Annotated in this window: 15 protein-coding genes and 1 pseudogene; 7 read left to right on the forward strand and 9 right to left on the reverse strand. The window is 68.5% G+C overall.

The genetic code is table 11. The annotated features are described in order from the left end of the window. Window positions 1-262 precede the first annotated feature (262 nt). Entirely contained in the window at window positions 263-1,957 is a 1,695-nt protein-coding gene (locus AB852_RS35665; protein ID WP_073795351.1) for a bifunctional 3'-5' exonuclease/DNA polymerase, read from the forward strand. Window positions 1,958-2,301: 344 nt separating this feature from the next. Then, entirely contained in the window at window positions 2,302-3,834 is a 1,533-nt protein-coding gene (istB, locus tag AB852_RS35670; RefSeq protein WP_079185169.1) for an IS21-like element helper ATPase IstB, read from the forward strand. A 235-nt stretch (window positions 3,835-4,069) separates the two neighbouring features. On the opposite strand, the gene AB852_RS35675 is transcribed toward istB, so the two are convergent. The 3 genes from AB852_RS35675 to AB852_RS35685 all read right to left on the reverse strand — a co-directional run bounded on the left by AB852_RS35675 (window position 4,070) and on the right by AB852_RS35685 (window position 8,414). Next, entirely contained in the window at window positions 4,070-4,549 is a 480-nt protein-coding gene (locus tag AB852_RS35675) for a pyridoxamine 5'-phosphate oxidase family protein (protein ID WP_073795356.1), read from the reverse strand. Window positions 4,550-4,660: 111 nt separating this feature from the next. Further along, window positions 4,661-6,580 carry a serine/threonine-protein kinase gene (locus AB852_RS35680; RefSeq protein ID WP_073795604.1) on the reverse strand — a complete coding sequence of 640 codons (1,920 nt, stop codon included), beginning with the start codon at window positions 6,578-6,580 and terminating at the stop codon, window positions 4,661-4,663. 121 nt (window positions 6,581-6,701) lie between these two features. Beyond that, entirely contained in the window at window positions 6,702-8,414 is a 1,713-nt protein-coding gene (locus AB852_RS35685; protein ID WP_245877048.1) for an MFS transporter, read from the reverse strand. A gap of 1,393 nt (window positions 8,415-9,807) precedes the next feature. On the opposite strand from AB852_RS35685, the gene AB852_RS39400 reads away from it, so the two are divergent. After that, window positions 9,808-10,800: a helix-turn-helix domain-containing protein gene (locus tag AB852_RS39400; protein WP_143201324.1), complete on the forward strand. Its 993-nt coding sequence runs from the start codon at window positions 9,808-9,810 to the stop codon at window positions 10,798-10,800. A gap of 541 nt (window positions 10,801-11,341) precedes the next feature. On the opposite strand, the gene AB852_RS35690 is transcribed toward AB852_RS39400, so the two are convergent. From AB852_RS35690 to AB852_RS35715, 6 genes are all read right to left on the reverse strand, one after another. After that, the gene (locus AB852_RS35690; protein ID WP_073795358.1) at window positions 11,342-12,022 is read right to left on the reverse strand and encodes a hypothetical protein; all 681 of its coding nucleotides are present in this window, start codon (window positions 12,020-12,022) and stop codon (window positions 11,342-11,344) included. Further along, window positions 12,019-12,579, reverse strand: a complete 561-nt coding sequence (locus AB852_RS35695; RefSeq protein WP_143201325.1) for a hypothetical protein — start codon at window positions 12,577-12,579, stop codon at window positions 12,019-12,021. The genes AB852_RS35690 and AB852_RS35695 overlap by 4 nt, the downstream gene beginning before the upstream one ends. A 225-nt stretch (window positions 12,580-12,804) precedes the next feature. Beyond that, complete coding sequence (locus tag AB852_RS35700; RefSeq protein ID WP_073795363.1) at window positions 12,805-15,228, reverse strand: DEAD/DEAH box helicase family protein; 2,424 nt, start codon at window positions 15,226-15,228, stop codon at window positions 12,805-12,807. Beyond that, window positions 15,225-16,817, reverse strand: a complete 1,593-nt coding sequence (locus tag AB852_RS35705; RefSeq protein WP_073795366.1) for a site-specific DNA-methyltransferase — start codon at window positions 16,815-16,817, stop codon at window positions 15,225-15,227. The genes AB852_RS35700 and AB852_RS35705 overlap by 4 nt, the downstream gene beginning before the upstream one ends. Before the next feature lie 245 nt (window positions 16,818-17,062). Beyond that, window positions 17,063-17,605 carry a GNAT family N-acetyltransferase gene (locus AB852_RS35710; RefSeq protein WP_073795369.1) on the reverse strand — a complete coding sequence of 181 codons (543 nt, stop codon included), beginning with the start codon at window positions 17,603-17,605 and terminating at the stop codon, window positions 17,063-17,065. Next, window positions 17,602-18,885: an NsdA family TPR-like regulatory protein gene (locus tag AB852_RS35715; protein WP_245877049.1), complete on the reverse strand. Its 1,284-nt coding sequence runs from the start codon at window positions 18,883-18,885 to the stop codon at window positions 17,602-17,604. The genes AB852_RS35710 and AB852_RS35715 overlap by 4 nt, the downstream gene beginning before the upstream one ends. Window positions 18,886-19,116: 231 nt before the next feature. Here AB852_RS35715 and AB852_RS35720 point away from each other — a divergent pair. From AB852_RS35720 to AB852_RS35735, 4 genes and pseudogenes are all read left to right on the forward strand, one after another. Then, window positions 19,117-19,557, forward strand: a pseudogene (locus AB852_RS35720) (ATP-binding protein); the annotation flags it as partial. A gap of 60 nt (window positions 19,558-19,617) precedes the next feature. Beyond that, window positions 19,618-19,797, forward strand: coding sequence for an FxLD family lanthipeptide (locus AB852_RS38205; RefSeq protein WP_079185188.1), 180 nt, complete (start codon window positions 19,618-19,620; stop codon window positions 19,795-19,797). 178 nt (window positions 19,798-19,975) lie between these two features. After that, window positions 19,976-22,948 carry a lantibiotic dehydratase gene (locus tag AB852_RS35730; protein ID WP_178391210.1) on the forward strand — a complete coding sequence of 991 codons (2,973 nt, stop codon included), beginning with the start codon at window positions 19,976-19,978 and terminating at the stop codon, window positions 22,946-22,948. Then, on the forward strand, window positions 22,945-24,177 hold the full coding sequence (locus tag AB852_RS35735; RefSeq protein WP_073795374.1) for a lanthionine synthetase C family protein: 1,233 nt from the start codon (window positions 22,945-22,947) through the stop codon (window positions 24,175-24,177). Before AB852_RS35730 ends, AB852_RS35735 begins: the two co-directional genes overlap by 4 nt. Window positions 24,178-24,181 lie beyond the last annotated feature (4 nt).

A 24,181-nucleotide genomic window follows, 5' to 3' on the forward strand; every position in this document is an offset into this window, starting at 1 on the left:
CCACCGCTCACCAGGATGGTCGCAGCCGCCGGGCACCCGGCGCCGTTCCGCACCCCAAACATTGTCCACAGCCTGTGGACAACTTTTCCCGACGGGAGCCCGCCGCGTCAGCCCTCGGCCACCGCCCAGCCGCCGCAGGTCCGCCGCGCGCCTGCCCGGAGTGCCGCCGGAGCTCGCGCGCCAAGACGGGACATTCTCGCGTATCAGCAGGTCAGAGCCGCACCAGGGGGCATTGTCAGTGGCCGGTGCGAGACTCGTACACATGAGCGAACGGTGGGCCGTGGCACCGGTCGAGGGCGGCGGCGCGGAGCTGGCCCCCCTCGGCGAGGACGGGCTGCCCGCCGCCCCGCCCGTGCGGGAGCCGGACCTGGCTCAGGCCGTACGGTCCCGGCCCGGGGTCACCCGCTGGATCTGGCGCTCGACGGCGGAGACGTACCCCCGGCTGCTCGCCGCCGGGGTGCCGGTGCCGCGGTGCTACGACGTCGAGACCGCCGAAGGGCTGCTGCTCGGCCATGAGGGCCGCCTGGGCGAGCCCCGGTCGGCCGCCGCCGCGTGGGCCCGGCTGCACGACCGCCCGGTGCCGCCCGACCCCCCGCAGCGCTCCGCCGAGCCCGGCGCGCAGTCCTCGCTGTTCGAGCCCCGCCCGGTGCCCGTACCGCTCGCGGAGCTGCTGGAGGTGTACGCGGGCCAGCAGCGCCGCCATGACGCCACGGCGCACCCGGGCCGGATGCGGTTGCTGACGGCGGCGGAGTCGGCGGGAGCGCTCGTCGCCACCGAGATGAACGCGACGGGCCTGCCCTGGCGGGCCGATGTGCACCGCGAGGTGCTGCGCGACCTGCTGGGCGAGCGGTACGCGGGCGGCGAGCCCCGCAGGCTGGCCGAGCTCGCGGACGAGGTGTCGGCGGCCTTCGGGCGCCGGGTGCGGCCCGATCTGCCGGCGGATGTCGTCAAGGCGTTCGCGCAGGCGGGCGTGCGGGTGCGCTCCACCCGCCGCTGGGAGCTGGAGGAGATCGACCACCCGGCGGTCAAGCCGCTCGTCGAGTACAAGCGGCTGTACCGGGTGTGGGTCGCCCACGGCTGGTCCTGGCTGGCGGACTGGGTGCGGGACGGCCGGTTCCGCCCCGAATACCTCCCGGGCGGCACGGTCACGGGCCGCTGGGTCACCAACGGCGGCGGCGCCCTCCAGATCCCCAAGGTGATCCGCCGCGCGGTCGTCGCCGACCCGGGCTGGCGCCTGGTGGTCGCCGACGCCGACCAGATGGAGCCCCGGGTGCTCGCCGCGATCTCCCGTGACCCCGGTCTGATGGAGGTCGCGGGCCGGGAGACCGATCTGTACCAGGAGGTGTCCGACCGCGCGTTCGCGGGCGACCGCGAGCAGGCGAAGCTCGCCGTCCTCGGCGCGGTCTACGGCCAGACCTCGGGCGACGGACTGAAGCATCTCGCCGCGCTGCGCCGCCGCTTCCCGCGCGCGGTGGCGTACGTGGACGACGCGGCGCGCGCAGGCGAGGAAGGCCGTCTCGTACGGACCTGGCTGGGGCGCACATGTCCCCCGGCGGCGGGCTCCGGCGACGCGGGACAGGACGAGGCGGGCATTCCCCAGACCGGTGACGAGCCGGAGGACCCGGCCGGGGAGAGCGGGTTCGTCCCGGGCTACGCGTCCACCAACACCCGCGCGCGGGGGCGCTTCACCCGCAACTTCGTGGTCCAGGGCAGCGCCGCGGACTGGACGCTCCTGGTGCTCGCGGCCCTGCGTTCGGCCTGCGCCGGCCTCGCCGCCGAGCTGGTGTTCTTCCAGCACGACGAGGTCATCGTCCACTGCCCCGCCGACGAGGTCGACCAGGTCACGGCGGCCATCCAGGAGTCCGCGGCCACCGCCGCCCGCCTCGTCTTCGGCACCACCCCGGTCCGCTTCCCCTTCACCACCTCGGTCGTGCGGTGCTACGCGGACGCGCAATAGGAAGTAACCGGGTCGGTAGGGCAGTTCAGGACGCACGGCGACACCACCCCGGCCCCGTCCCCCCACTCCCGACCCCACCCGTCACACCTTCCTCACCCGCCACCCCGCCTCCGTCGCCCGGGTGTTGACGCCCCGGGCCGTCCTCCGGGGCGCGGGAATCCCCGCCGGGAGCGGACCGCGACCCCAGGCAGAGCGAGGAAGGCGGGCGCCGGTGACGGGAAGCGTGCGGCCCGAAGTCGTCAACCGCCGACCGTCCGGCGGTGACGCTCCGCTCCATCGGGTCGTTGGGTGCGTGTACGCGGGCGGTCACGCCCGGGTTGCCACCCCCCATGCCACTCCGGGAGATGCCGTTGACCGGTCCTGCCACGCCCACGACGCGCAAGCCGGATTTCAGGAGCTACGCGGCTTCGTCCCTCGGTTACGCCCTGTTCGCCACCCGCTGGCTCCAAGCCCCCCTGTATTTCGGGCTGGTGGCCGCGCAAGGCGTGTACGTCTACAAGTTCTTCAACGAGTTGTGGCATCTGATCACCGCTGTCATCAGCGGCCAGGCGGACGAGACGCATGTGATGCTCGCCGTCCTGAAGCTGGTCGACGTGGTGATGATCGCGAATCTGCTGATCATGGTGATCGTCGGCGGCTACGAGACCTTCGTCTCCCGTATCGGTCTCCAGGGCCACCGCGACCAGCCCGAGTGGCTGTCGCACGTCAACTCCAATGTCCTGAAGGTCAAGCTGGCCACGGCGATCGTCGGTATCTCGTCGGTGCACCTGCTCCAGATGTTCGTGGACGTGTCCCACACCTCCCAGCACTCGCTGCTGTGGGGGACCGTGATCCATATGGCCTTCATCCTGTCCGCGGCGATCCTCGCGTACATGTCCGGGCCGATGGAGGCCCACAGCCGTCCCCCGGACTTCGCGGCGGAGCAGGAGGCCGCCCGGAACGAACGCAAGAGTTACGGCGACCGGCCGACCCTGCGCGGGCGCGGCGGGCCGGACACCGGCGGCGCCCCGCCGAAGGGCCCCGACGACCCGGACGACCCGGACAGCGGCCCGCCCGGCGAGCACGGCCGGCCCGGCGCCAAGGGCGAACACGACTTCGCCGAGCCGGGCTTCGGCACCCCGGCACACGACGAGCGCGACGGATACCGCCTCCCCGGCGGTGACGGTACCGAGGGCGTCGGCATCCCCCGGCCCCGCCGCGCCGCCATCCCCGCGCAGGGCTCCCCCGGGAGCCGTGACGGCGCCATCCGGAACGCCGTGACCGGCCCGGCGGCGGCCGAGGACCGCATCCACGCGGCCGGGTTCCCCGCCCGCAAGGTGCTGGAGGAGTTCGACGACGACCATCAGCGGGCCCTGGAGTGGAAGACCATCACCCGGCTGGGCACCCTGGACTTCGTCGACGGCCGGTCCAACGCCGTCTTCCTCGGGCCGCCCGGCACCGGCAAGACCCACCTCGCCATCGCCCTGGGCACCCGGGCCTGCCGTGCCGGGCACGACGTGCTGTTCGCGACCGGCGCGGAGTGGACGGCCCGGCTCGCCGCCGCCCGCTCGGCGGGACGGCTCACCGAGGAGATCGCCCGGCTCGACCGGTACTCGGTGCTGATCGTGGACGAGATCGGGTACGTGCCGTTCACCCCGGACGAGACGCATCTGCTGTTCCGGCTGGTCTCCCACCGCTACGAGCGGGCGTCCGTCGTCGTCACCAGCGACAAGCCGTTCAACCGCTGGACGGAGATCTTCGGGGACACCCCCGTCACCAAGGCGCTGATCGACCGGCTCGCCCATCACGCGGATGTCGTGACGCTCCAGGGGGACAGTTACCGGCTGCGCGGCCACGATCTGGACCGCACCCCGGTGTTCTCCGCCGACCCCCGCTGACCCGATCGGCCGCAACGGCTTCGGCGGACCCCGGCGGACCTCGTCGACCCCATCGGCGCGGGCGAGCCGTCCGCCCTCGGCCCCGGCCGCCCATCGGCCCCCGGGCGCGGGCCCGACCCGTGGCCGGGGCTCGTCCGCCGGGGCTCGACCTGGCTCGCCGTCAGGCTCGTTCGCTCCGGGGTTTTCAGTCCTCGGGGGTGTTCAGCCCTCGGGGGTGTTCAGCCCTCGGGGGTGTTCAGCCCTCGGGGGTGTTCAGCCCTCGGGGGTGTTCAGTCCGGTGCGGGGGCCGCTTCGTACGGACGGAGCCCATGACCCGGGTCACGCCGATCTCGATGACGACGCGGCGCGGGTTGACACGCGGGGGTTGGTAGCGGCGGGCGTAGCGGGCCTCGGCGTCCGCGACGGAGGCGGGATCGTCCCGCACGACGGCGATGCCCTCCAGGGTCGCCCAGCGGCCCCCGTCCGCCTGGCTGACGGCGACCCGCGCGCCCGGACCGGCCGCGAGGACGTTGCGGACCTTGCGGCTCGTCCCGCTGGAGATGACCCGGGCGATACCGGTCACGGGGTCGTACGTCACCCCGACGGGCACCAGATGAGGGGTGCCGTCGGGACGTGTCGTGGTCAGGAAGCAGAGATGGCGCTCCTCCCAGAAGGCGAGGAACGCGGGGTCGGCCGCGAGATCGCCGGGTACGGGGGACACGTCCGGTGCGGGCATGCTGCGGTGGCTCTCCGTGCGGGGTGCGGGCGGGGGTACGTAGGCCGGTACGGGTACGGGTCCGAGGCTGTGTACGGGTGACGGGTACAGGTAGCAGGTAGCAGGTACAGGTCAGGACTCGGCGGGGTAGATGTCCCGTACCTTGCCGTCGAGGTCGGCGGTCAGGTAGCCGCCGTCGTACTTGTCACTGAAGTAGACCCCGAGGGTCACCGGGGTGTCGAGGAGCTCGATCGGCTCGTTGACGACCAGATAGCGCGCGGTCGGTTCCTTGACGTTCAGGTCCTTCTCGGCGCGCTTCAGCAGCGCGGGCAGCACGTCCCAGTCGAAGTCGTCCAGGTCCATGGGCTGTTGGCTGCTCGCGAGGCTGCCGCTGATGATGCCCTTCTCCAGGCCCCGGCCGACGCGGTACGTGTAGCTGTCGTACCGCTTGTCGCTGCCCTTGAGCAGGACGTTCGCGGAGATGTGCTCCGGATAGACCGTGAACCTGCCGACCCGGTCCGTACCCGTCTCCTTCTCGATCGCCGCGACGGCGAGCCGGATGCCGTCCGGGGTGAGCAGGTCGGTGGCCCCGCCGCCGGGCCGGGGGGCGGTCGACGAGGGCGCGGCGGACGTCCGCTCACCCGACGGCGGGCCGTCCGCGGCGGGTTCGTCCGACGCCCGGTCGCCGCCCGAGGGGGAGGGAGTGGTGGCGGACGGTGTCCGGCTCCCGGCCCCGGCGCCCACGCTGTCACCGCTGTCACCGTCGGTGCCTTCCGGCAGGAACTGCCAGACGAGCGCGGCCGTGACGGCGATGCTCACCGCGGAGGTGCCGACGGCGATCCGCCGGAACCGCCGCGCGATCCGCTGGTCCTGGGGGGACCGGCCCTGGCTGGTGACGCCGTACGGGTCGGCGCCGTGGGTGTACGGGTTCCCGGCCGCGGCCCCGGCCGGGGGCGTCAGCCGGTACGAGGTGCCGTCGGAGGGCGGGCCGAACGCGGGCGGGGTGGGGGCACCCGTACCGGGCGCCGCGCCGGGCACCGGGGGCGAGGCGGACACCGGCGTGCCGGAACCGGGCGGGCCGAATCCGGGTGCGGCGGACGAACCTGTCGCGGCGGTACCGGGGGCGGCGAACGGGGCGGTGGTGGGCCGCGCGCCGGGCGCGGCCCCGCCCTGGGTCGTGCCGCCCTGGACCGGAAGGCCCTGGATCGGAACGCCCTCCACCACGCTCGCCAGCATCCGGTCGAAGGTCTCCGGATCGGGCCGCGCGGCCGGGTCCTTGACCAGCAGCGCCGTCAGTACGGGGGTGAGCGCGCCGGCCCGCTCCGGCGGCGGCAGCGTCTCGTTGAGCACGGCGGCGAGGGTCGCCAGGGTGGTGGCCCGGCGCAGCGGATGGTGGCCCTCCACCGCCACGTACAGCATCATCGCGAGCGACCAGAGGTCGGAGCCGGGGCCGCCGTTGTCGCCGGTGATCCGCTCGGGCGCCATGTAGTCGGGCGTCCCGATGATGGAGCCGGTGGCGGTCAGCGCGGTCGACTCGCGGATCGCGGCGATCCCGAAGTCGGTGAGGACGGGACGTCCGTCCGGGCGCAGCAGCACGTTCGCGGGTTTCACGTCACGGTGCTGGATGCCGACGCCGTGCGCGGCGCGCAGCGCGGCCAGCACCTCTCGGCCCAGCGTGGCGGCCTCGGCGGGTGTCATCGGGCCGCGCGCGAGCCGGTCCTGGAGCGATCCGCCCGTCACCAGCTCCATCACGAGCCACGGATAGGTGTCGTCACCGCCGTCCACGACATGGTGGATCGTGACGACGTTGGGGTGCTCGACACGGGCCAGCGCGCGGGCCTCGCGCAGCACCCGGGCGCGCAGCAGCCGGGCCGCCTCCGGGTCGTACTCGGCAAGCGCGGGGTCCGGCGGGCGCACCTCCTTGAGCGCCACGGCCCGGTCGAGGACCAAGTCCCTGGCCCGCCAGACCATGCCCATCCCGCCACCGCCGAGCCGGGCCTCCAGCGCGAAGCGCCCGTCGATCACCCGTCCACCGGAATCCCCACCGCTCATGGCCGGGAGCATACGAGACGCCGGGGCGGGGTCCGGCACCGGTGGCAGCGGGTTGATGGGGCCGGGGGCCGCCACGGGCCGGTAGGGGGTCGGGGACGTGCCGTACGGGGTCGGGGCCGCGTCAGTCCGGGTCGGGGGCGGGCGGTACGGGGTCGGGGCCGCGTCGGACATCGGCCCCGCTCCCGGGGGTTGCCCCACCCGTGGCCGGGCCGCCGTCCCGCTCATGGCCCGGCTCGTGGCCCAAGTCGTGGCCCGGCTCGTGGCCCAGGTCATGGCCCGGCTCGTGGCCCGGCCCGCGGTCCAGGTCATGTCCGGCGGGCGCCTCGCTCCCCGGGCCCGAGCGCAGGGAGATCAGCAGCACGACCGCACCGAGGAGCGTGACGAACATGATCCAGACGGCGCCGACGTGCATGGCGTGGACGAACGCGTCGTCGGCGGCCCGGGCGAGCGCGGGCCGGTCGGTCATGGCGGCGGCATGCCGGGCCTGTTCGGCGGAGACCCGCGCCTGGTCCCGTACCGGCCCGGGCATCCCGTCCAGCGAGGGTTCGACGGCGCGCCGGTAGACGATCGACATGATCGTGCCGCCGACGGCGATCCCGATCACGCTGCCGGTCTGCCGCACGGTGTTGGTGACCGCCGACCCGGCACCGGCCCGGTCCAGCGGCAGTGTGCTGATCAGCGCCGCGGTCACCGGGCCGAGCACCATGCCGATGGACAGACCCTGGACCAGCAGCAGGAGCTCGATCCAGCCGAGGGGCGTCCGCAGCCCGAAGAGCCCGTACGCGCCCATGGTCAGCGCCGCCACGGTGAGGGCGGGCACGGTGACGAGCCGCAACGACCAGCGCCGCACCAGGTACGCGCCGAGGGGCGCCCCCAGGATCGCGCCGAGCGCGGTCGGGAGACCGGCCAGGCCCGCCTCCATCGGCGAGTATCCGCGAGCGCCCTGCATGTAGAACGCGTTGTAGAAGGTGAGGGCGGACACGGCGAAGAGGAGCAGCCCGAGCGCCGCGTTGCCGCCGCCGAACGCGCGTCGCGCGAGCAGCCGGGGATCGAAGCTCGGTACCTTGACGCGCAGTTCGACCAGCACGAAGACGGCCAGCAGGACCAGTCCGGCGACGATCGGCGCCCAGACGTCCGTACTGCTCCAGGCCGGCACCTGCCCCGCGCGGATCAGCCCGTAGGCGAGCGCCGCGAGGCCGCCGATCGACAGCAGCATCCCGGCCGGGTCCAGCGGGCGCACCACGGGGCTGCGGAAGTCCGGCACCAGCAGGGCGATGCCGACCAGCGCCAGCACCACGACCGGCACATTGACCAGGAAGACCGAGCCCCACCAGTAGTGCTCCAGGAGCACTCCGGCGAGCACCGGACCCACGGCCATCCCGGCACCGGCGGAGGTCGAGGAGACGGCGATCGCGGTCGACCGCGCGGGGCCGGTGAAGGTCCACATGAGGATGGCCAGGCTGGCGGGCATGATCAACGCGCTGCCGACGCCCATCGCGGCCCGGGCGGCGATCAGCTGCCCCGCGTCACCCGCGTACGCCGCCCACACCGAGGACCCGGCGAAGACCACCAGCCCCGTCACGAGCACGGACCGGTGACCGTAGCGATCACCCAGCGCGCCGGCGGTGAACATCAAGGTGGCGAAGGTCAGCGTGTACGACCCGGTGGCCCATTGAAGCGCGGAGGGGGTGGCGTTCAGCCCATGGACGGGGTCCGCGAGGGTCTCCAGGGCGGTACTCAGGACGGTGTTGTCCAGCCAGATCAGCAGGGAACACACCATGAGAACGGCAAGAATCAACTGCCGCTCCACTTTCGGCAACGCAGACGCGGTCACGAATGCCTTCTTCGGATGCGATCGGGAATACCTGACGACCGGACCGTAGGCAGCCGATAGGCATCTGTCAATTCCCGGAGGTCCACGTAGAGACCCGGATATCCATGCGTCACCGAGGGCACGCCGACAACCCCTCTGTCAATTATTGACCACCCGAAAGAATCGCCCCTCCGGCGGCTCACGAGGGCATACCGCAGAGCGCCCTGTCAATTTCTGACCCTGCTTTTCCGACATCGCGCGCACTCCGTTTCGGGAGCCGGAATCGGGGCAGGGACGCCCGGCGCCCCCGGGCCCTGGCACACCCCCCGGCGCCGCCGCTCACCTCCCCACCGGGGCCCGACCGGTACCGCCCAGAACGACGAACCACCTGAACGGCAACACTGTGCGGACAGCTCGATCCACCAATCGGTTCGGCACACCGAAATTTCCGTCCCGAATATCCGCCGAACGAGAGGACCGGAATCAATCGGCTCAGCGGATCAAAATTCGCTGGAGGTATAGACGGAGGCTGCGGGACGGCCCAAAAGGCCGATAGCAGAGCGATATGACAGTTACGCCTAAGACATCCTTTCGGCGCTATCATCAAATTCTGATCGCCCGGCTCCTCACTCACGAGACGATATGACCTCGGGGGCCGAGTTGAGCCGCTCCACCCCCGAAACATCCCACACGCTGCACGCCAGTGGCGTACGGAACGGGGACGTCGTGGGCGGCCAGTTGCCTCAACTGGGCGGGCCCCCGTCCGGAGAGCCTGGGGACGGAATCCCCATCAGGTCGCCTGGCTGCTCGGCATCTCCTGGCACAGGGTGCAGCGTCTGGTCGCCGCCGTCCTGGCGAAGCCGAACTGTCCGAACTGCACTCTCGCCGTAGTCAGGGCCATCGAGATGGGGCTCCTCACCTTGGGAGCCGACGGCGACGGACCCGGACGGCACACCTGGCGGAAGGTGGACCGCGGACGAGCACCGCTCGGCAGCCGAGCACTCAGCACATTCACCGACGGGCTGCCGCTCTCAGCGAGCAGGCACCGGGCGCTCGTCCGGCTCGCACCCGAGCAGGTAGTGCATCACTCAGCGGCGCGGCCAGGCACCACACAAAGCGAGCGCTGACGGTTACGTAGTTTGTAGGTCCCAGATTCGCATCCAGAAGGTGGACCTGAAGAACCGCAGGCGCATTCGCCGCAGAAGAGCTTGCGTGAGCGGAGCTGTTCTGTTGAAGAAGGGAGGCTGGTGATGCAGGCGCATCAAAAGACCCTGATGAGCCCCCCTTGAAACCAGGGACACTCGAATTTAAATATTCTTCACACGATTAGGCGACTCTCCCCATAAAGAATGCTTAGATCTTTTCGAATCCGCACACTTGACCAAGAACAGTCGGCGAATTCGCGGGACGGGTCATGTCAGATATTTTCGATCACATCGAATGGAAAGTTCGGGATATTTTTGGAGGAGAGCCGGCCTGTGCGCATGTGGGGGATGTCAAGGAGTGTGACATTAAACGACATCCAACTTACTCGGAATTCCGCGCAGAGGCGATTTCTGCCGGGGTTCGGTCGGCCTCGACCTCACGCCTATGGGAGTCCCTGATCGCCATGGGAAGGTTGTGTGACCTGGACGGCGACGACACGTGGCGCTTGGTGATTCTTGACTGTATCGTTCCCTACTTCCGCTCGTTATCCGCAAGGATCTCTCGCGATTTTCACGTCGAGTGTGAAGACATTCGGTCGGCCATGGTGGCAACCGCGTTGGAAGTGTGGGACGAAACCGTTAGGGGAGTCGCACCACGTCACGTCAGGGATCGGATGGTCAAGGCAGCCTTCGAGGTGGCCTTCCGGCTGGGGAGCGCTACCTCTTCTGAGTACTCGATGGACGACGTCGAGATATTTGTTCAACCTGAAGGCTCTTTTCTGGACTCCACACTGAAGGCTTCATCGATCATCGATGCCAGCAATATTCATGATGCCGATGTCGCGGAGCAGCTCAGAGGTGAACGAATCGGGGAATTGTTTCAGCTACGTGGTTGCTCCGAAACCGTTCGAGATTTTCATGACGAACTTCGAACTGGCACCCGTTCAGGGTCAATCAACCAGACGGTGAGGACCGGGCTTTCTCGATCCTGGTTCTCTGACCCAAACCTCTACTACTACGTCTCCGACCTCTACCCGTCGTTCATCGGACTCCGGGAAGCCGCAGACGTGATGGATATAGCCGAGTCTGCCGCGTATCGGCTCATCAGGGCCGGACAGTTTCCATTCCCCGCAGCACGAGCAGGACGAGGCTACAAGATCTCCGTGAAGGCCCTCATGCTCTTCAAAAGTATTCCGAATCCCATCGTCCATGTCGACGACGTGGAAAACGGCGCCCTCCACGCAGGCGGTGCTGCACTGTGATCCATTGTGCCGTCAGGGGAGCTTGCCACGGCCGGTATAGACCCAGAGCCCACCCAAATTCGGGAGTCGAAGGTTTGGCGCCACGCGCTGATGTGCATCGACTCCCCCGTTGGTCCCGTCTTCCCTGATCAGAGCACTACAGACGGTCCAGTGCGACGGGGCTGTGTGGCACCGTCGGCTTGTCCGCGCGCTCCCACCGGTCCAGGCTCTGCGCACATGCGCTCCCCTTGGGTTGGCCAGCGCAAAGTCAGGGCTCCCGCCCATCGAGAAACCGCCCCCGAACAGCGAAAAACCCCAGGTCACGGCGAGTGAGTCCTGGGGTCCTTCAGAGCCGCCTTCGGGATTCGAACCCGAGACCTACGCATTACGAGGGCCTGCAAGATCATCCCCGGTGGTGCTGGGCGGTGCCGCAGAATCCTGTTTCCGCTGATCAGAAGCTTGTAGCCTTGATCGGCGTGATGCCTGGTCCGCCCCCGTGTCACTCAGTCCGCTCACGCAGCGCTCACGCAGATCGCAACCGTCGCAGGCTTGATTGGCGGCTTCAGATCACCGTTGAGGGCGAGTGCTTGTTCAGGTAACTCTTGAAGGTCTTCCTGATCTCTGCCTGGAGATAACCCGCCTGCGGCGAGTTGGGCACCACGTCACGCTCGAAGCCTCGCTTCCGAGCATCGAGGTACCTGACGATGCTCGGTGAACCGATGTTGGAGACGAAGAGCTCGCTCTGAGTACGGATGTCGGCGCGCAAGCCCTCAAAGTTCCGCGCCAGCCCGATGCCGAGGTTGGACACGTAGTACTTGCACTCGACGATGAGGATGCTCTGACTTCCGCGCGGCTCAACGCCCTGTTCACGGCTCAAGGCCGCTTCCTCGGCAGGCAGCACCAACACGTCGCATTCGTGGAGAACACCTGACGAGCCGGTCACGAAGACGCCAAGGTGGACTTCGAGGGCGGGGGCGCCGTCGAACTCGATCACAGCGTGGGTGAAGGGCTGACTGTCCCCGTAGAGATGACCCGGCCCTGTCCGGAATACGAGGTTATTGACCTTCGCCCCGTAGACGTCTTCGTACCTGACGGTGGCACCATGACGACTCGCGGTAGCCACGATCAGTGAGAAGATGAATCCTTCGTAGACATCGGACGGCTTCGACGCGGCATCATACGAAATCGTCCCCGCCGCCAGAAAGCTCTTGATCTCCCCGATCAGCTGATCGACCGCAGTCACCTCCGCACCTCCCGCGACACCTCAGTCACCAGTTGACTGACTCGTTCACGCCGTTCCGTGGGCACCCGGTTCACCAGGATCTCCGTTCGGCTGCGACGCGACCGAGTTCTTTCGTCTGGTTCGAACACGACTCCCTCAACCATGGTGCGGCGGCCGTCGTCACCGCCGGGCTCCGCCTGAAGCGTCTTCAGCGTCTCCCGTTCGATCTCAGGCAGTTCGACAAGCACCCGCCTCACCGCATCAAGCAAAAGCTGGACACGTTCCTGGTCCGTCATGGCTCGCGTAGCGATAACCAGCGTCCCTCGCTTACGCGACGCCTCATACTCGCTGGCGCCGAGCAGGTTCCGATCCACCACCTCGTAGCGGAGCGCTGCCGATGCCGGCGTTGCGGCATGGGACTCATCACCGCGGCGTTGGGGGCGCCGACGCAGGATTTTCTCCTCTGGCACACCTGCTGCGATCGCGGCATCGACATCGTCGAGAACCCAGGCCAATGCGGTTCCTTGTAGCGCTTCGCGGAGCGCCTGCTCAGTACGGCGCAGTTCGAACGGGTTCACGCTTCCCCCTTGCCTAGAAGACCTACGGCCGTTGATGCTCATCGCCTTGTGGCGCGCCTGTCACTCGTGACAGGCGCGCCATGCCGAGTATCTGACGACTGGACGGTGGTGTCGCCGCCTGGAATGGCAGGTAACCGATTCCCCAGACCAGAGGCGCCCGGCCTTGAATACCCAGGCGCCGGGTCCACCGTGGTACCGCCCAGTCCCCTCACGCAGTAAGGATGTTCATTCCGGCTTGGCAAGCGCGATCAGGGACTCCCACGACCCCTTGGCGCCCTTGATGATCTTCTCGGTCGCGAAGATGTACCGCCATGTGCCGAACTCGCCATAGTCCCGGACGAAGCGCGCCCAATCCTCTGCAGCTCGCCGCTTCTCCAGCACCTCGGGATCATTCGCTCGGTCGTTGGCCTTGCCCTCCACGACCCAGTACGTTCCCTCGTTGTCGAGGACGATGAAGTCCGGGTAGTACTTCTTCCCGTTGTCCCGCTCGATCCAAATGGGGCCCGGGTCGTAGTTGCGCAGCCACCACTGGACGCTGGGGCTCGCGTCGAACAGGTGCGCCAGGGCGTACTCGGTACTGCCGGCGTCGAAGGAGGCAACCGGTTCGACTGAGTGCTCCCAGCCCTCGTACCAAAGGTCCTTACGGAAATCCGCCCACTTGCTGACGACGTTCGAGGGCATGGGCGGCGGGGGAACAGTCGGGACGTCTACCGGCCGGAAGGCGTAAGTGGGCTGGAGCTTACGGGTGTCGTAGGCGGTCTTGACCAACTCTCCGAGGGAAGTTGCTGCCTGGGCGGCACGCAGTTCACTCCACTCGTGTTCCTGGTCTTCCGCGGTGACGCCGGCTCCCGCCAAGAACTCGCGGACAACACGTTCGGCCGCTCGGGATTCGGCAAGCGTCTCCTCCACGTATCCGATGTTCCAGATCCGCCCAAAGAGATCGTTGCGGAGCTCAGAGATCGAGATGAACTTCTGGGTGGCGTCAACCGATTCGGCTGCCGTCACGAACGTGCCCACCTTGCTGTCCAGGCCACGCTGGGCGTCGACCGCCTGCCGCACCAGCGGGACCTTGAACTCGTGCTTGTATGCGGCACCCTCAGACCGCACGGCCGCATTGTCGATGTAGCTGAAGGAGAAACGAACAGGAAGAATCTCCCGCTCACGCCTGGGGAAGCGGATCGTCGGTGCACCGGGGACCTTGGTGCGGAGCGTTGTAACGGCCTTCGCGTCCCGCTTGCCTTGGGCCATGACAGCGTCAAACGACTCCACATGCAGCAGCGGAGAGCCGTCCACCAAGTCGTCGCCGATGACACGCGGGCGTGACGTAAAGGTCAGGATCTGCTGCTCATCGCCGCTGCTCGGCTGGTTCGCAACAGGGGCCGGCTGCGGACGGCCCTTGTCCAGGTCACCGCCGTCAGCGGGCAGAACCTGCTGCAACAGCGCGTCCTTGTTGGCCAGCAGCTGCCGGTAGGACTCGTGGGCAACAAGGTCAACTGTGTCCACCATGGGAGTGCCGACCCTCCGCCCATAGGGCAGCCGCAGCCCTCGACCGAGGACCTGCTCCGTCAGAGTCTCCGAAGCAAGAGCTCGCAGGCCGACGATCACCCCGATGTTCTTGACGTCCCAGCCTTCCTTCAGCTTGTTCACCGAGACCACGACGCGTACCGGCGAGTCGGCCTCTTCCACCGCAGCCAGGGCCCGCAGTGCGGTGTCGCTCGACTGCGACGTGATGGTGAGCACTTGTCCCTCACCGGGAAACATGTCATCGGCTGTCAGCCTGTTTGCGACGCGCTCGGCGTCAGGGATGTCACGGCATACCACGAACAACACGGGGTGCACGGGGGTCCTGCCCTGTGCTTCTGCCCAGGCAGTCCATGCGGCGTCCTTTATCCGCAGCAGATGGCAAGCATCGGCAAGGACCGTGCTCTCGTCCTTCCGGCCATCCGGGCGGTAGACGATCACAGGGATCTTCACGAAGCCGTCGGCAATGGCCTCGGCAAGGGAGTATTGGAAGATCGGCTTGACACCTGGTGCAGGTGTCGCGGTGAGTCCGACGACCGCCCGCGCGCCCAGTTCCTCGATGGCCTGGTTGAATGACTTGGCTCTTGAGCTGTAGACGTGGTGCTCGTCCGCGATGACGACGAGGTCCTCTACCTGCTGAAGGTGCTGGTAGAGACCCGTGCCGATGAACTCGTCTCGGGCCCGGACTTTTCTGGACGTCTTGTCGCTGGGCCGGATCAACTGCTGCACGTTGAAGACGAACAGCTTCGTGATCGTGTCGTCGTGCAGGGCATCGCCCACCTGTCCCCGGGAGAAGTTTTCCGAGGTGATCACCAACGGCTCGGCATCGCTGCCGTTCACGAACTTCGCATGCCCGGGAGTGAAGTTGGCGACCGTCTTATCCTGGATCGTCGTCCCTGGCGTGACGACCAGGATGTTCCGAACTCCCTGGGCTGCCAGGTAGTCCACCAGGCCGGCAAGGATGTACGTCTTGCCGACGCCCGTCGCCAGGTCGCACACCACTTCGCGGCCGTTCCCGTCCGCGATCGCTTCGGCAACCGCGCGGACGGCCGCTGCGTTGGGTGCCCGAAGGTCCAACCTCGCGGCGATGTCGTCCACGAGCGAGGCATCGTAGTCGATCCAGGTCATCGCACAGCCTTCCCGCGACGCACCAGATCGCGAGGCGCCTTAAGCACCTTGGACCCTCGGCTCAGCTCCGCAACGAGACTCTCAGCTTCGGGCGTGATGCCCCTGCCGACGATCACTGCTCGTTCTCCCTCGTCCAAATGCCCAATAACGCCTCGGGCCACGACCTCGTCCACGACGCCGTCGACAACGGCCAGCCGGGCACGTCCTTTCGTACCGCAGAACGGCCCACCGTCCGCGCTGTCATACATGAAGCCCAGCTGGGCTGCGACGACGGCAGTAAAGTCTTCGCCCTTGACCCAATCCGCGAGGAAGACTCGGCCATCGGCGATCTCGAACGCGGACGGCGATGCCTTGAGGCTCCTGAAGCCGCCTCCGCCTTCCCATCCAACGGTCTTCGTGATGCCCCCCGGGTCGTCGCCGGCAACGACCTTCTCCAAGCGGGGCCGAGTGAAGGTCTCAGCCGTCTCTTCGAGGATCTCGGCAGTCACCCACCGGCGTCCCATCTTGTGCGCTACCGCAGCGGTAGTGCCCGAACCGGCGAACACGTCGACGACCACGTCGCCCGGATCGGTAGCAATCTGGATCACGCGCTTCAAGAGAGCCTCAGGCTTCGGGGTCGAGAAGATCCGCGACCGGTCGAAGAGCTTGGTCACCTCGGCCTTCGCCTGGCGGTTGTCGCCGACCTCGTCGTGCGTCCAGAAAGTGGTAGGCACGAGGCCACCCAGTTCCGACTGGAATCGCTTTCTGAACGGGAAGGTGCGCCCCGTCTTCCCCCACCAGAGCCGGTTGTCCTCACGTAGTGAGTCGAAAGTCTCCCTTGAGCACGACCACCAACGGTTTCCTCTCGGGGAAAACACGTCCCCGTGCGGACCGACCACCTCATAGCGTCCGTCCTCGTACGCATGGGAAGCCGTGAGATCCGACCTGCGCCAGGGGCCGCGAGGGTCATTGTCCGGGTTCCAGAACTCCTGGTCGCTCAGCTCCGTGCGATCGATCTTGTTGAGGACAAGATCGCTCTTGGAGCGGGCGTAGACGAGGAGATAGTCATGGACCGAGGAGAGATGCTGGGCTGAGTTATTGCGCGCGTGGATCTTCTGCCAGACGACAGTCCCGACGAAGTTGCCACGTCCGAAGACCTCATCCATGAGAACGCGACAGTAGGCCATCTCGGCATCGTCCAGATGAACCCAGACTGATCCGCCAGGGGCAAGCAGGTCACGGATAAGCAGGAGTCGGTCACGCATCATCGTGAGCCAGACAGAGTGCTCAAGCGCATCGTCGTAGTGCTGGAAAGCCTGGCCCGTGTTGAACGGCGGATCAATGTAGACGAGCTTCACCTTGCCGCGGTAGTGATCGCCGTACTCCGGGTTACGGACCAGGGCCAGCAGAGCGTCGTAGCTGTCGCCATGAATGAGAAGGTTGTCGGCTGCCGTGCCGGTGACATCGCCAGCCTTGCCTGTTTCCTGCAGTAGGCGGACTTCTGTAACCCGCGGGTCTTGTCGTGAGACCCACTCGTATCCGCCGTCCGCTGTGTTTCGCAGGGCCTCATCCCTGCCGACCCACGACAGGGTCAGACGCCCACTCGTCACCCGCGACCACTCCCTTTTGCACTCGATCGGCCCCGGCGCCCGGCGCGGACCACAACACTCGCTGCAACCGTACCGGCCGCTGCCGACAGTGGCGGTCGGTTGGATACCGTCGGCGCCGCAGTTCCATAGAGGGGCACCACCCGACCCGGGCACCATGTGCCGCACCTCATAGGCCGCAGCCGACCCTGTATCGACTGCGGGTCCTGCTCAGGCGTGTTCCTCAAGGAGGCGATCACCGCTATTGGTCAGCGGATCGCTCGGACCATCACGATCAGAAGTGGCGAGGCTGGCGACGGTTGGCTCCGGGCAATGTTCTTGTACCCCCACGACCTGTAGAGCGCGTGGACCTTGCCGTCGCCAGCAGCCGGATTGACCATGAGTGTGACATGCATCTCATCGCAGGTTGTGGCGAGGAGGGCGTCGTGGATGCGGCGAGCTGTACCCGTCTTGCGCCAAGCGGGCCGGACGCCGATCTCCTTCAGGGCCAGGGCCGGGCGCTCGGTGTACTTCTCGGCCGGCTCGGGAGTGGTGCGCTGCCAGTAGCGGTCGCCGCGTTCGATGGTGTTGCCGTAGGCGTAGCCGACCGGCTCATCGTCGGCGTACGCGAGGACCGCGACGAAGCCCGGTTCGGTGCCGTGGCGGTCCAGCCGTTCGCCGAAGGTGGTGACCGCGTAATTCGGGAGGTGGAGGAGCGGGGCGCGTACGTCGGCGTAGACGTCGAGGAGGTCGCCGCGGACGGGGTCGAGGGTGGTGAAGGTGCGCAGTTCGATGGTGGGGGCCGTGGTCATGCGGTAGTCCTCCAGGTGGCGGCGTGCTCGGTCCAGGTCTGCGCGGTGGTGCTGCCGGGGGCGGTGGCGCGCAGGGCGGCGCCGAACTCCTGGAGCATGCGTGCTACCCGGGCGTGGTGGGTGGCGACGTCGGTGGGGACCTTCATCGCGGTGGCCGTGGCGGCGTCCGCGGCCCCCTGCGCGAGCTGGGCGTGGGCGAGGCGGGTCGTCGCGATGGCGCGGGATCTGATCATGTGGGGGCGGAGCGCGGACAAGCAGCGGTGGGCGTGGTACTCGGCGGTCGGGTAGTCGCCCAGGGCCAGGTTCGCTGACAGGGCCAGCGAGTCCAGCTCGGCCTGGTCGTAGAAGGCGAGCATCCACACGGGGCGGTATTCGGTGGGGTCGGAGCGCAGCATGGCCTCCTGCGCCTGGTCGAATGTTCGACGCATGCCGCTGCGGTCCTGGGCTGTGCCCTGGATGGCTCCCTGCCGGGCCAGGCCGAGGGACGCGAACAGGGGGTCGCGCCGGGTGAGGAAGAGGTTGCGGGCCACGTCGTTCGCGGCGAGCGCGTCGGCGGGGCGGCCGAGGTGCCGGTACATGGTTCCGGTGTGGCTCCAGATGCGGAACTTGATCGCCTGGTCACCGGACATCTCGGCGAGGGTTTGTGCCTCCCGCATGTGGGTCTTGGCATCGTCGTAGCGCCGGCCGTCGATCGCGGCCCACATCGCCGAGGAGCGGAACGCCGCTGCGGAGGCGTACAGGCTGCTGCGTACGCGCTGGGTCGCACTGCCCGAGTTCTGGAGGTTCAGTGCTTCGTCGGCGAGGGAGGCGGCTCGCTGTTCGATACCGAGCTGTCCACCGTGGCGGTGGTCGCTGGCGATGATCTCGGCGAAGCGCTTCTGGAGACGGTCGACGTCGCTCATGCCGATCCGGCGTGGCGAAGCGGTGCCGGGTGACGCCGCGGCGACGGCGGCCGCCGTGATCCCGCCGACGAGCGTGCGGCGCTTCATGTCAGGGTCCTCCTGCTGCGGTGGAACCAGGGCCGACGGAGTCCTGCCCCGTGGAACGAACCCTAAAGCGGTGGCGGGCAGGCCGGCGATCTCCTCAAGCGCCTTGCGGGTGGCCGTCTTCGGCCACTTCACACGGCCGGCCTTCCAGCCCCGGACCGATGATCCGTCGAGCCCTCCGGACCTTCCGGTCAACTGCTCTAAGGACCTGTTCACAGCGTCGGCGAGGCTGTTGGAGCTGTAGCCGTGCTCTTCCATCCACGCCTCAAGAACGGTGTTGCGCGTGGCATCCATCCCGGCACGGTAGCGCTCGCGTCGCCCAATCGTCAGGTAAGCGCTGGGTCAAATCGCCCTAGGTCGACCCGTTGAGCGCATGCCTGATGGTCCTAACCAGCCGAACGGAAGCCGGGGTTATCTGGGTGTCGGCCGCCCACCATCCCGGGTGGCTGTTGACGGCCCGGTCCGCACGCTCACGTCTCGCAAGGGGCGGACCGGGCGCCGAGACAACCCGAAGGCTCCATCCCCATGACGAGTCTCAACACACCTGTTCATGCCGCCCGTGTCGGGCGCCCCGCCTACAGCCAGACCATCCCGTGCCAGCCGTCCACCGCTGAGACCTGCCGCAAGCTCGTCCACCGTGTACTCGGTGCGTGGTGCCTGGATGAACTCGCCGACGGTGCCGTGCTGATCGTCACGGAGCTGATCGCGAACGCGTCGAAGCACACCTCGTGCCACGACATCCGTCTGACCGTGGGACGCCCAAGCGCGTCGCGAGTCCGTGTCGGCGTCGTGGACTGGGAACCGGAGCGCCTGCCCGCCGCAGGCCACGCGAACCACGGCGACGAGTCCGGCCGCGGCCTGCTCCTCATCGACGCGGTGTCGGACTGTTGGGGCTATGACCTCTACGGCTCGGACAGGTGTCCATGGGGCAAGGAGGTCTGGGCCGAGCTTCAGCTCACCGGCGACGGATCAACGACCCGTCGGCCACATCCATCAGTGAACCCACCAAACAAGGAGGTAGTCACCATGACGCGCAACACCGTCATTCCCAGTCTCACCCAGGTCCGTCCCCAGGCGGCGGAAGCATCGGACGGCTTCGACCTGGACGTCTCCCTCGTCGAGATCGCCGACCCGGCGGGGCTGGTCAACCTGACCGACGACAACTGCGGCACCACCTGCGGTGCCTGCACGACCAACGTCGCCTGACCTGCTCTGTGGCCAGTTCGGCTGGTGCCGCCGCCTTCGTGCGGCGGCGCCAGCCGCCCGTTCCCGCACCCTACGGAGGTGGTTCGTGGTTACCGCGACCGCGGCGTTCCGCGCCGGAACAACTGCCCTTGTGCGCGCCGTCGCCCAGCCTCCGCTGGTGGTCCCTCCATGGCCCGACCTGGGCGACGGGTTGCCCGGTGCCGCAGCAGATCAAGCGGCGTGGCTGCGTGCGGTCTGGGCGGACGAGGACTTCGCCGAGACCTTGCAGCACTCCAGCCCGGCGCTGGCCACGCAAGTGCAGAGTCTGTGCACAGGACAACGGCCCGATCCACGGGACCTTCGGCGTGCGGTGCTTTCCGTGATCCGGTATTTATTGCGGGCCCAGCACCGGGCGACTCCCTTTGGGCTGTTCGCTGGGGTGACAACCGCGACGTTCAGACCGCGGGCCAGTGCGAGCTGGGGCGAAGAACACGTGCTCGTCGGCAAGGCTGGGGCAGAGTGGCTGGCCACGGTCGTACAGCGACTGGAGTCGTGCCCGGAACTCCTCGAACGGCTGCCCGTCGTCGCCAACAGCACCGCGTCGGTACGTGGGGACCGGCTCATCGTGCCGTTTCAGTCTGATGACCGAGGCGACGAGATCCGCGCTGTCGAAGCATCGCTGGACCTCACCGCACCAGTGCTGGCGGCCCTCACCGCGGCCGAGGCGCCGATCAGGGTGGGCGTGCTCCTGAGCAGACTCAGGGTGGAATTTCCCGAGGCGGGGCCTGAGAAGCCTCGTCGGCTGTTGGCGGAGCTGATCCGACGGCGGGTGTTGATCACCAGCCTGCGGGCGCCGAGCACCGAGACCGACGCTCTCGGGTACCTCGTCGACCAACTCGACGCCGTCGAAGCGGAGAGCGTTGCGCCGATCTCGAAGACGGTGGCCGAGCTGCGTGCGATCCGGGCAGCCTTGGGAGGGTGCTCCACGCGCGGCGGCCGGTACAGAGCCGCAGCCCGGATGCGGGAGTTCGTGCCAGACGGGAACCGCCACCCCGTCGCGTTCGACCTCCGTCTGAACGCAAAGCTCGTGCTGCCGGAGGTGGTCGCCCAGGAAATCGAACGTGCAGCGCTCGTTCTGACCCGGTTGAGTGCGCGCCCGTACGGAACCGCCGCGTGGGGTGAGTACCACCAGCGGTTCTACGAGCGGTACGGCATCGGCACGATGGTGCCGCTCAAGGAGGTCGTGGCGGACAGCGGCGTCGGCTATCCCGACGGCTACCCGAGTATGCCGGGCGGTGCTCGCCGGCCTCGGGTCTCTGCTCGGGACGACGTACTCGTACGCCTGGCGCAGACGGCCGCGCTCGAAGGCCAGGAGGAGGTCGTCCTCACTGACGAACTGATCGCCGCTCTCGATGTGGGACCAGACGAACCTCGGGTGCCGCCGCACCTGGAGGTTGGCGTACGGGTGCACTCGGCCAGCCTGAAAGAGTTGCAACGCGGACGGTTCCGGCTGGAGATCGTGAGCGTGTCACGAGGTGCCGGCGTCTCTACGGGCCGGTTCCTCGGTGTGCTGGAACCGGCAGACCGCGAGGCGCTGAGCAAGGAGTTGGCCGATCTGCCGACCGCGGACGGCGACACCGTGCCCGCGCAGCTCTCTTTCCCGCCGCTGCTCCCCGAAAGCACTCACGTCACTCGCGCACCTCAGGTTCTGCCCACCGTGATCAGCCTCCAGGAGCATCGCGCCCCGGACCCCGACGTGCTCACCCTCGATGACCTCGCGGTCGCGTGCGACGGACGCCGGATGTACCTGGCCGCTCCAGGCCGGGGCCACCGTGTCGAAGCCGTGGGGATGAACGCGCTGAACCTGCGTACGCACACTCCGCCGCTGGCGCGGTTTCTCACCGAGCTGTCCCGCGCTCAGTGCGCGCAGGTCACCGTGCTCGACTGGGGCGTTGCCGCAGCGATGCCGTTCCTTCCGCGCCTCCGGTACGAACGTACGGTGCTGGCCCCGGCACGCTGGAGGCTGGAGTCGTCTGAGTTGCCCAGCGGCGCCGAGTGGGACGCTGCACTGGCCAGCTGGCGGGTTCGACGGCGGCTGCCGCGGCAGGTCTATCTCGTGGAGGGGGACCAGCACCTCTTCCTCGACCTCGACGAGGCCAGCCACCGAACGCTGCTCCGCCAGCACCTCGACCAGCCACGCACCGCTGTGCTCGTCGAAGCCCCGGAGAGGTACGGCTGGTGCGACGGGCGCGCCCACGAGGTCGTCCTGCCGCTCAAGGCGGTACGGCCGACGGCGTGGCCGCCCCTGCCTGCCCCCACCTCGGCTCGTGCACTCTCACCAGCACAAATGCAGACCCCGGCCACTTCCTCCGTTCTCCTGGCCACCCTGTACGGAGATGCCCGTCGCCAGGACACCGTGCTTGCCCAGCATCTGCCCGGCCTGCTGGAGCGGCTCGGCAACCCGCCCTGGTGGTTCATCCGCTTCCGCGACCAGGCCCAGCACCTCCGCCTCCGTATCGCCCTCCCCCATCCGGGGGCATTCGGCGAGACCGCCCGTACGGTGAGCGAGTGGGCCGACGAACTGCGGCGGGCCGGCCTGCTGGCCGATCTGCGCTATCCCACCTCGTACCGCGAGATGGGCCGCTGGGGTTCCGGAGCGGCGTGGAAGGCTGCCGAAGACGTCTTCCGGGCCGACTCGCGTGCCGTGGTGACACAACTCGCGCAGCGACAGCGACCCACCCAACGACCCCTGGTGGCGGCCCACACCATCTCCATCGCCTCCGCCTTCCTCGGAAGCACGGAAGCCGGGATGCGGTGGCTGGTCGACCACATTCCACCGACGGCTCCCACTCCCGTACCGCGCCCGCAATTCATGGAGGCCGTACGGCTGGCCGACCCCCGCGGCGACTGGGCGGCGCTTCGCAGAGTCCCCGGCGGGGAAGCCATCGTGTCCGGGTGGGCGGAACGGGACGCGGCCCTTGCCGCCTACCGGCCCCACCTGCCGGGCCCGGACACTCAGGGAATCGCCGTCGACGACGTTCTGACGTCCCTCTTGCACGTCCACTTCGTACGGCATGTCGCGGTCAACTTCCCCGAGGAAGAGGTGTGCCTCTACCTGGCGCGCGCTGCCGCTCTCGCCTGGACCGCCCGTACAAAGGGGAGGCCGTCATGACCACCCACCCGGCTTTCGACCTGGCCGACGCCATCGCGGCCCAGCTCGCCGATCCCGATGTGCCCCGGTCCTGGGCAGTGCCCGCGTACGGACAGCACCTGGCCTACGGCCCTCCCGGCATCGCGCTCCTGCACATCGAACGGGCCGCGCGGGGCCTCGGACCGTGGCAGCGCGCTCACGACTGGCTCGCCGCCGCCTCCCGCCATCCCCTCACCAGCGGTCCCGACAGCCACCCCTTCTACGGCGCTCCCGCCCTCGCCCATGCCCTGGCCTGCGCGGCGGACAGCCTCCCCGGGGCCTATCAGAGCGCCCTGGACTCGTTGGACCGACGGATCGTGGTCGACGTCCGGCGCCGTCTGGATGCCGCCCACCGCCGCATCGACGCCGGGCGCCTGCCGCAGCTCGCCGAGTTCGACGTCATCCGAGGACTCACCGGATACGGGGCACATCTTCTGCACCGCAGCCCCGACGGCAACACGGTGCGTGCCGTGCTCGACTACTGCGTACGCCTCACCGAACCGCTGACCGACCAGGACGAGACCCTGCCCGGCTGGTGGACGGAGACCGGCCCCTCGGGTAACCCGGACGACCGCTTCCCCGGCGGTCACGCCAACCATGGCATGGCGCACGGCATCGGTGGCTCACTCGCCCTCCTGGCCCTGGCAGCCCGCCGCGGCATAGCCGTCAGTGGCCACCACGCGGCGATGCGCACCATCCTGGCGTGGCTGGACCGCTGGGAGAGCGGTGACAGCTCGGCGTGGCCGTACTGGATCACCCGGGACGAACTGCGGACCCGACGCCCCACCCCGTCCACGCCCCGGCGGCCGTCCTGGTGCTACGGAACCGCTGGCCTCGCCCGTGCCCGGCAACTCGCGACGCTCACCCTCGGCGACACCCGCCGCCGAATCAAGGCGGAGAACGCTCTCGTGGTCGCCCTCACCGATGCCGACCAGCTCAGGGACACGACGGACAACGGCCTCTGCCACGGCTTCGCGGGGCTCGCCCACCTGGCGGCCCGTGTCGCGGAGGACGCCCATGCCACGACCGTGGACCGGATACGCGCCGCGATCCCAGCGCTCCTGGACAAGATCCACCCACTGGGTGCGGCGCTCGGAAGCGGAAATCCTGGCCTGCTCGACGGTGCCGCCGGTGTCGCCCTGGCGCTCATCGCGCCCAGCACCGCCACCTCGCCCCGTTCCGCCTGGGACTCCTGCCTTCTCATCGCCTGATCCG

Source organism: Streptomyces uncialis (assembly GCF_001905345.1).
Lineage (GTDB): Bacteria > Actinomycetota > Actinomycetes > Streptomycetales > Streptomycetaceae > Streptomyces > Streptomyces uncialis.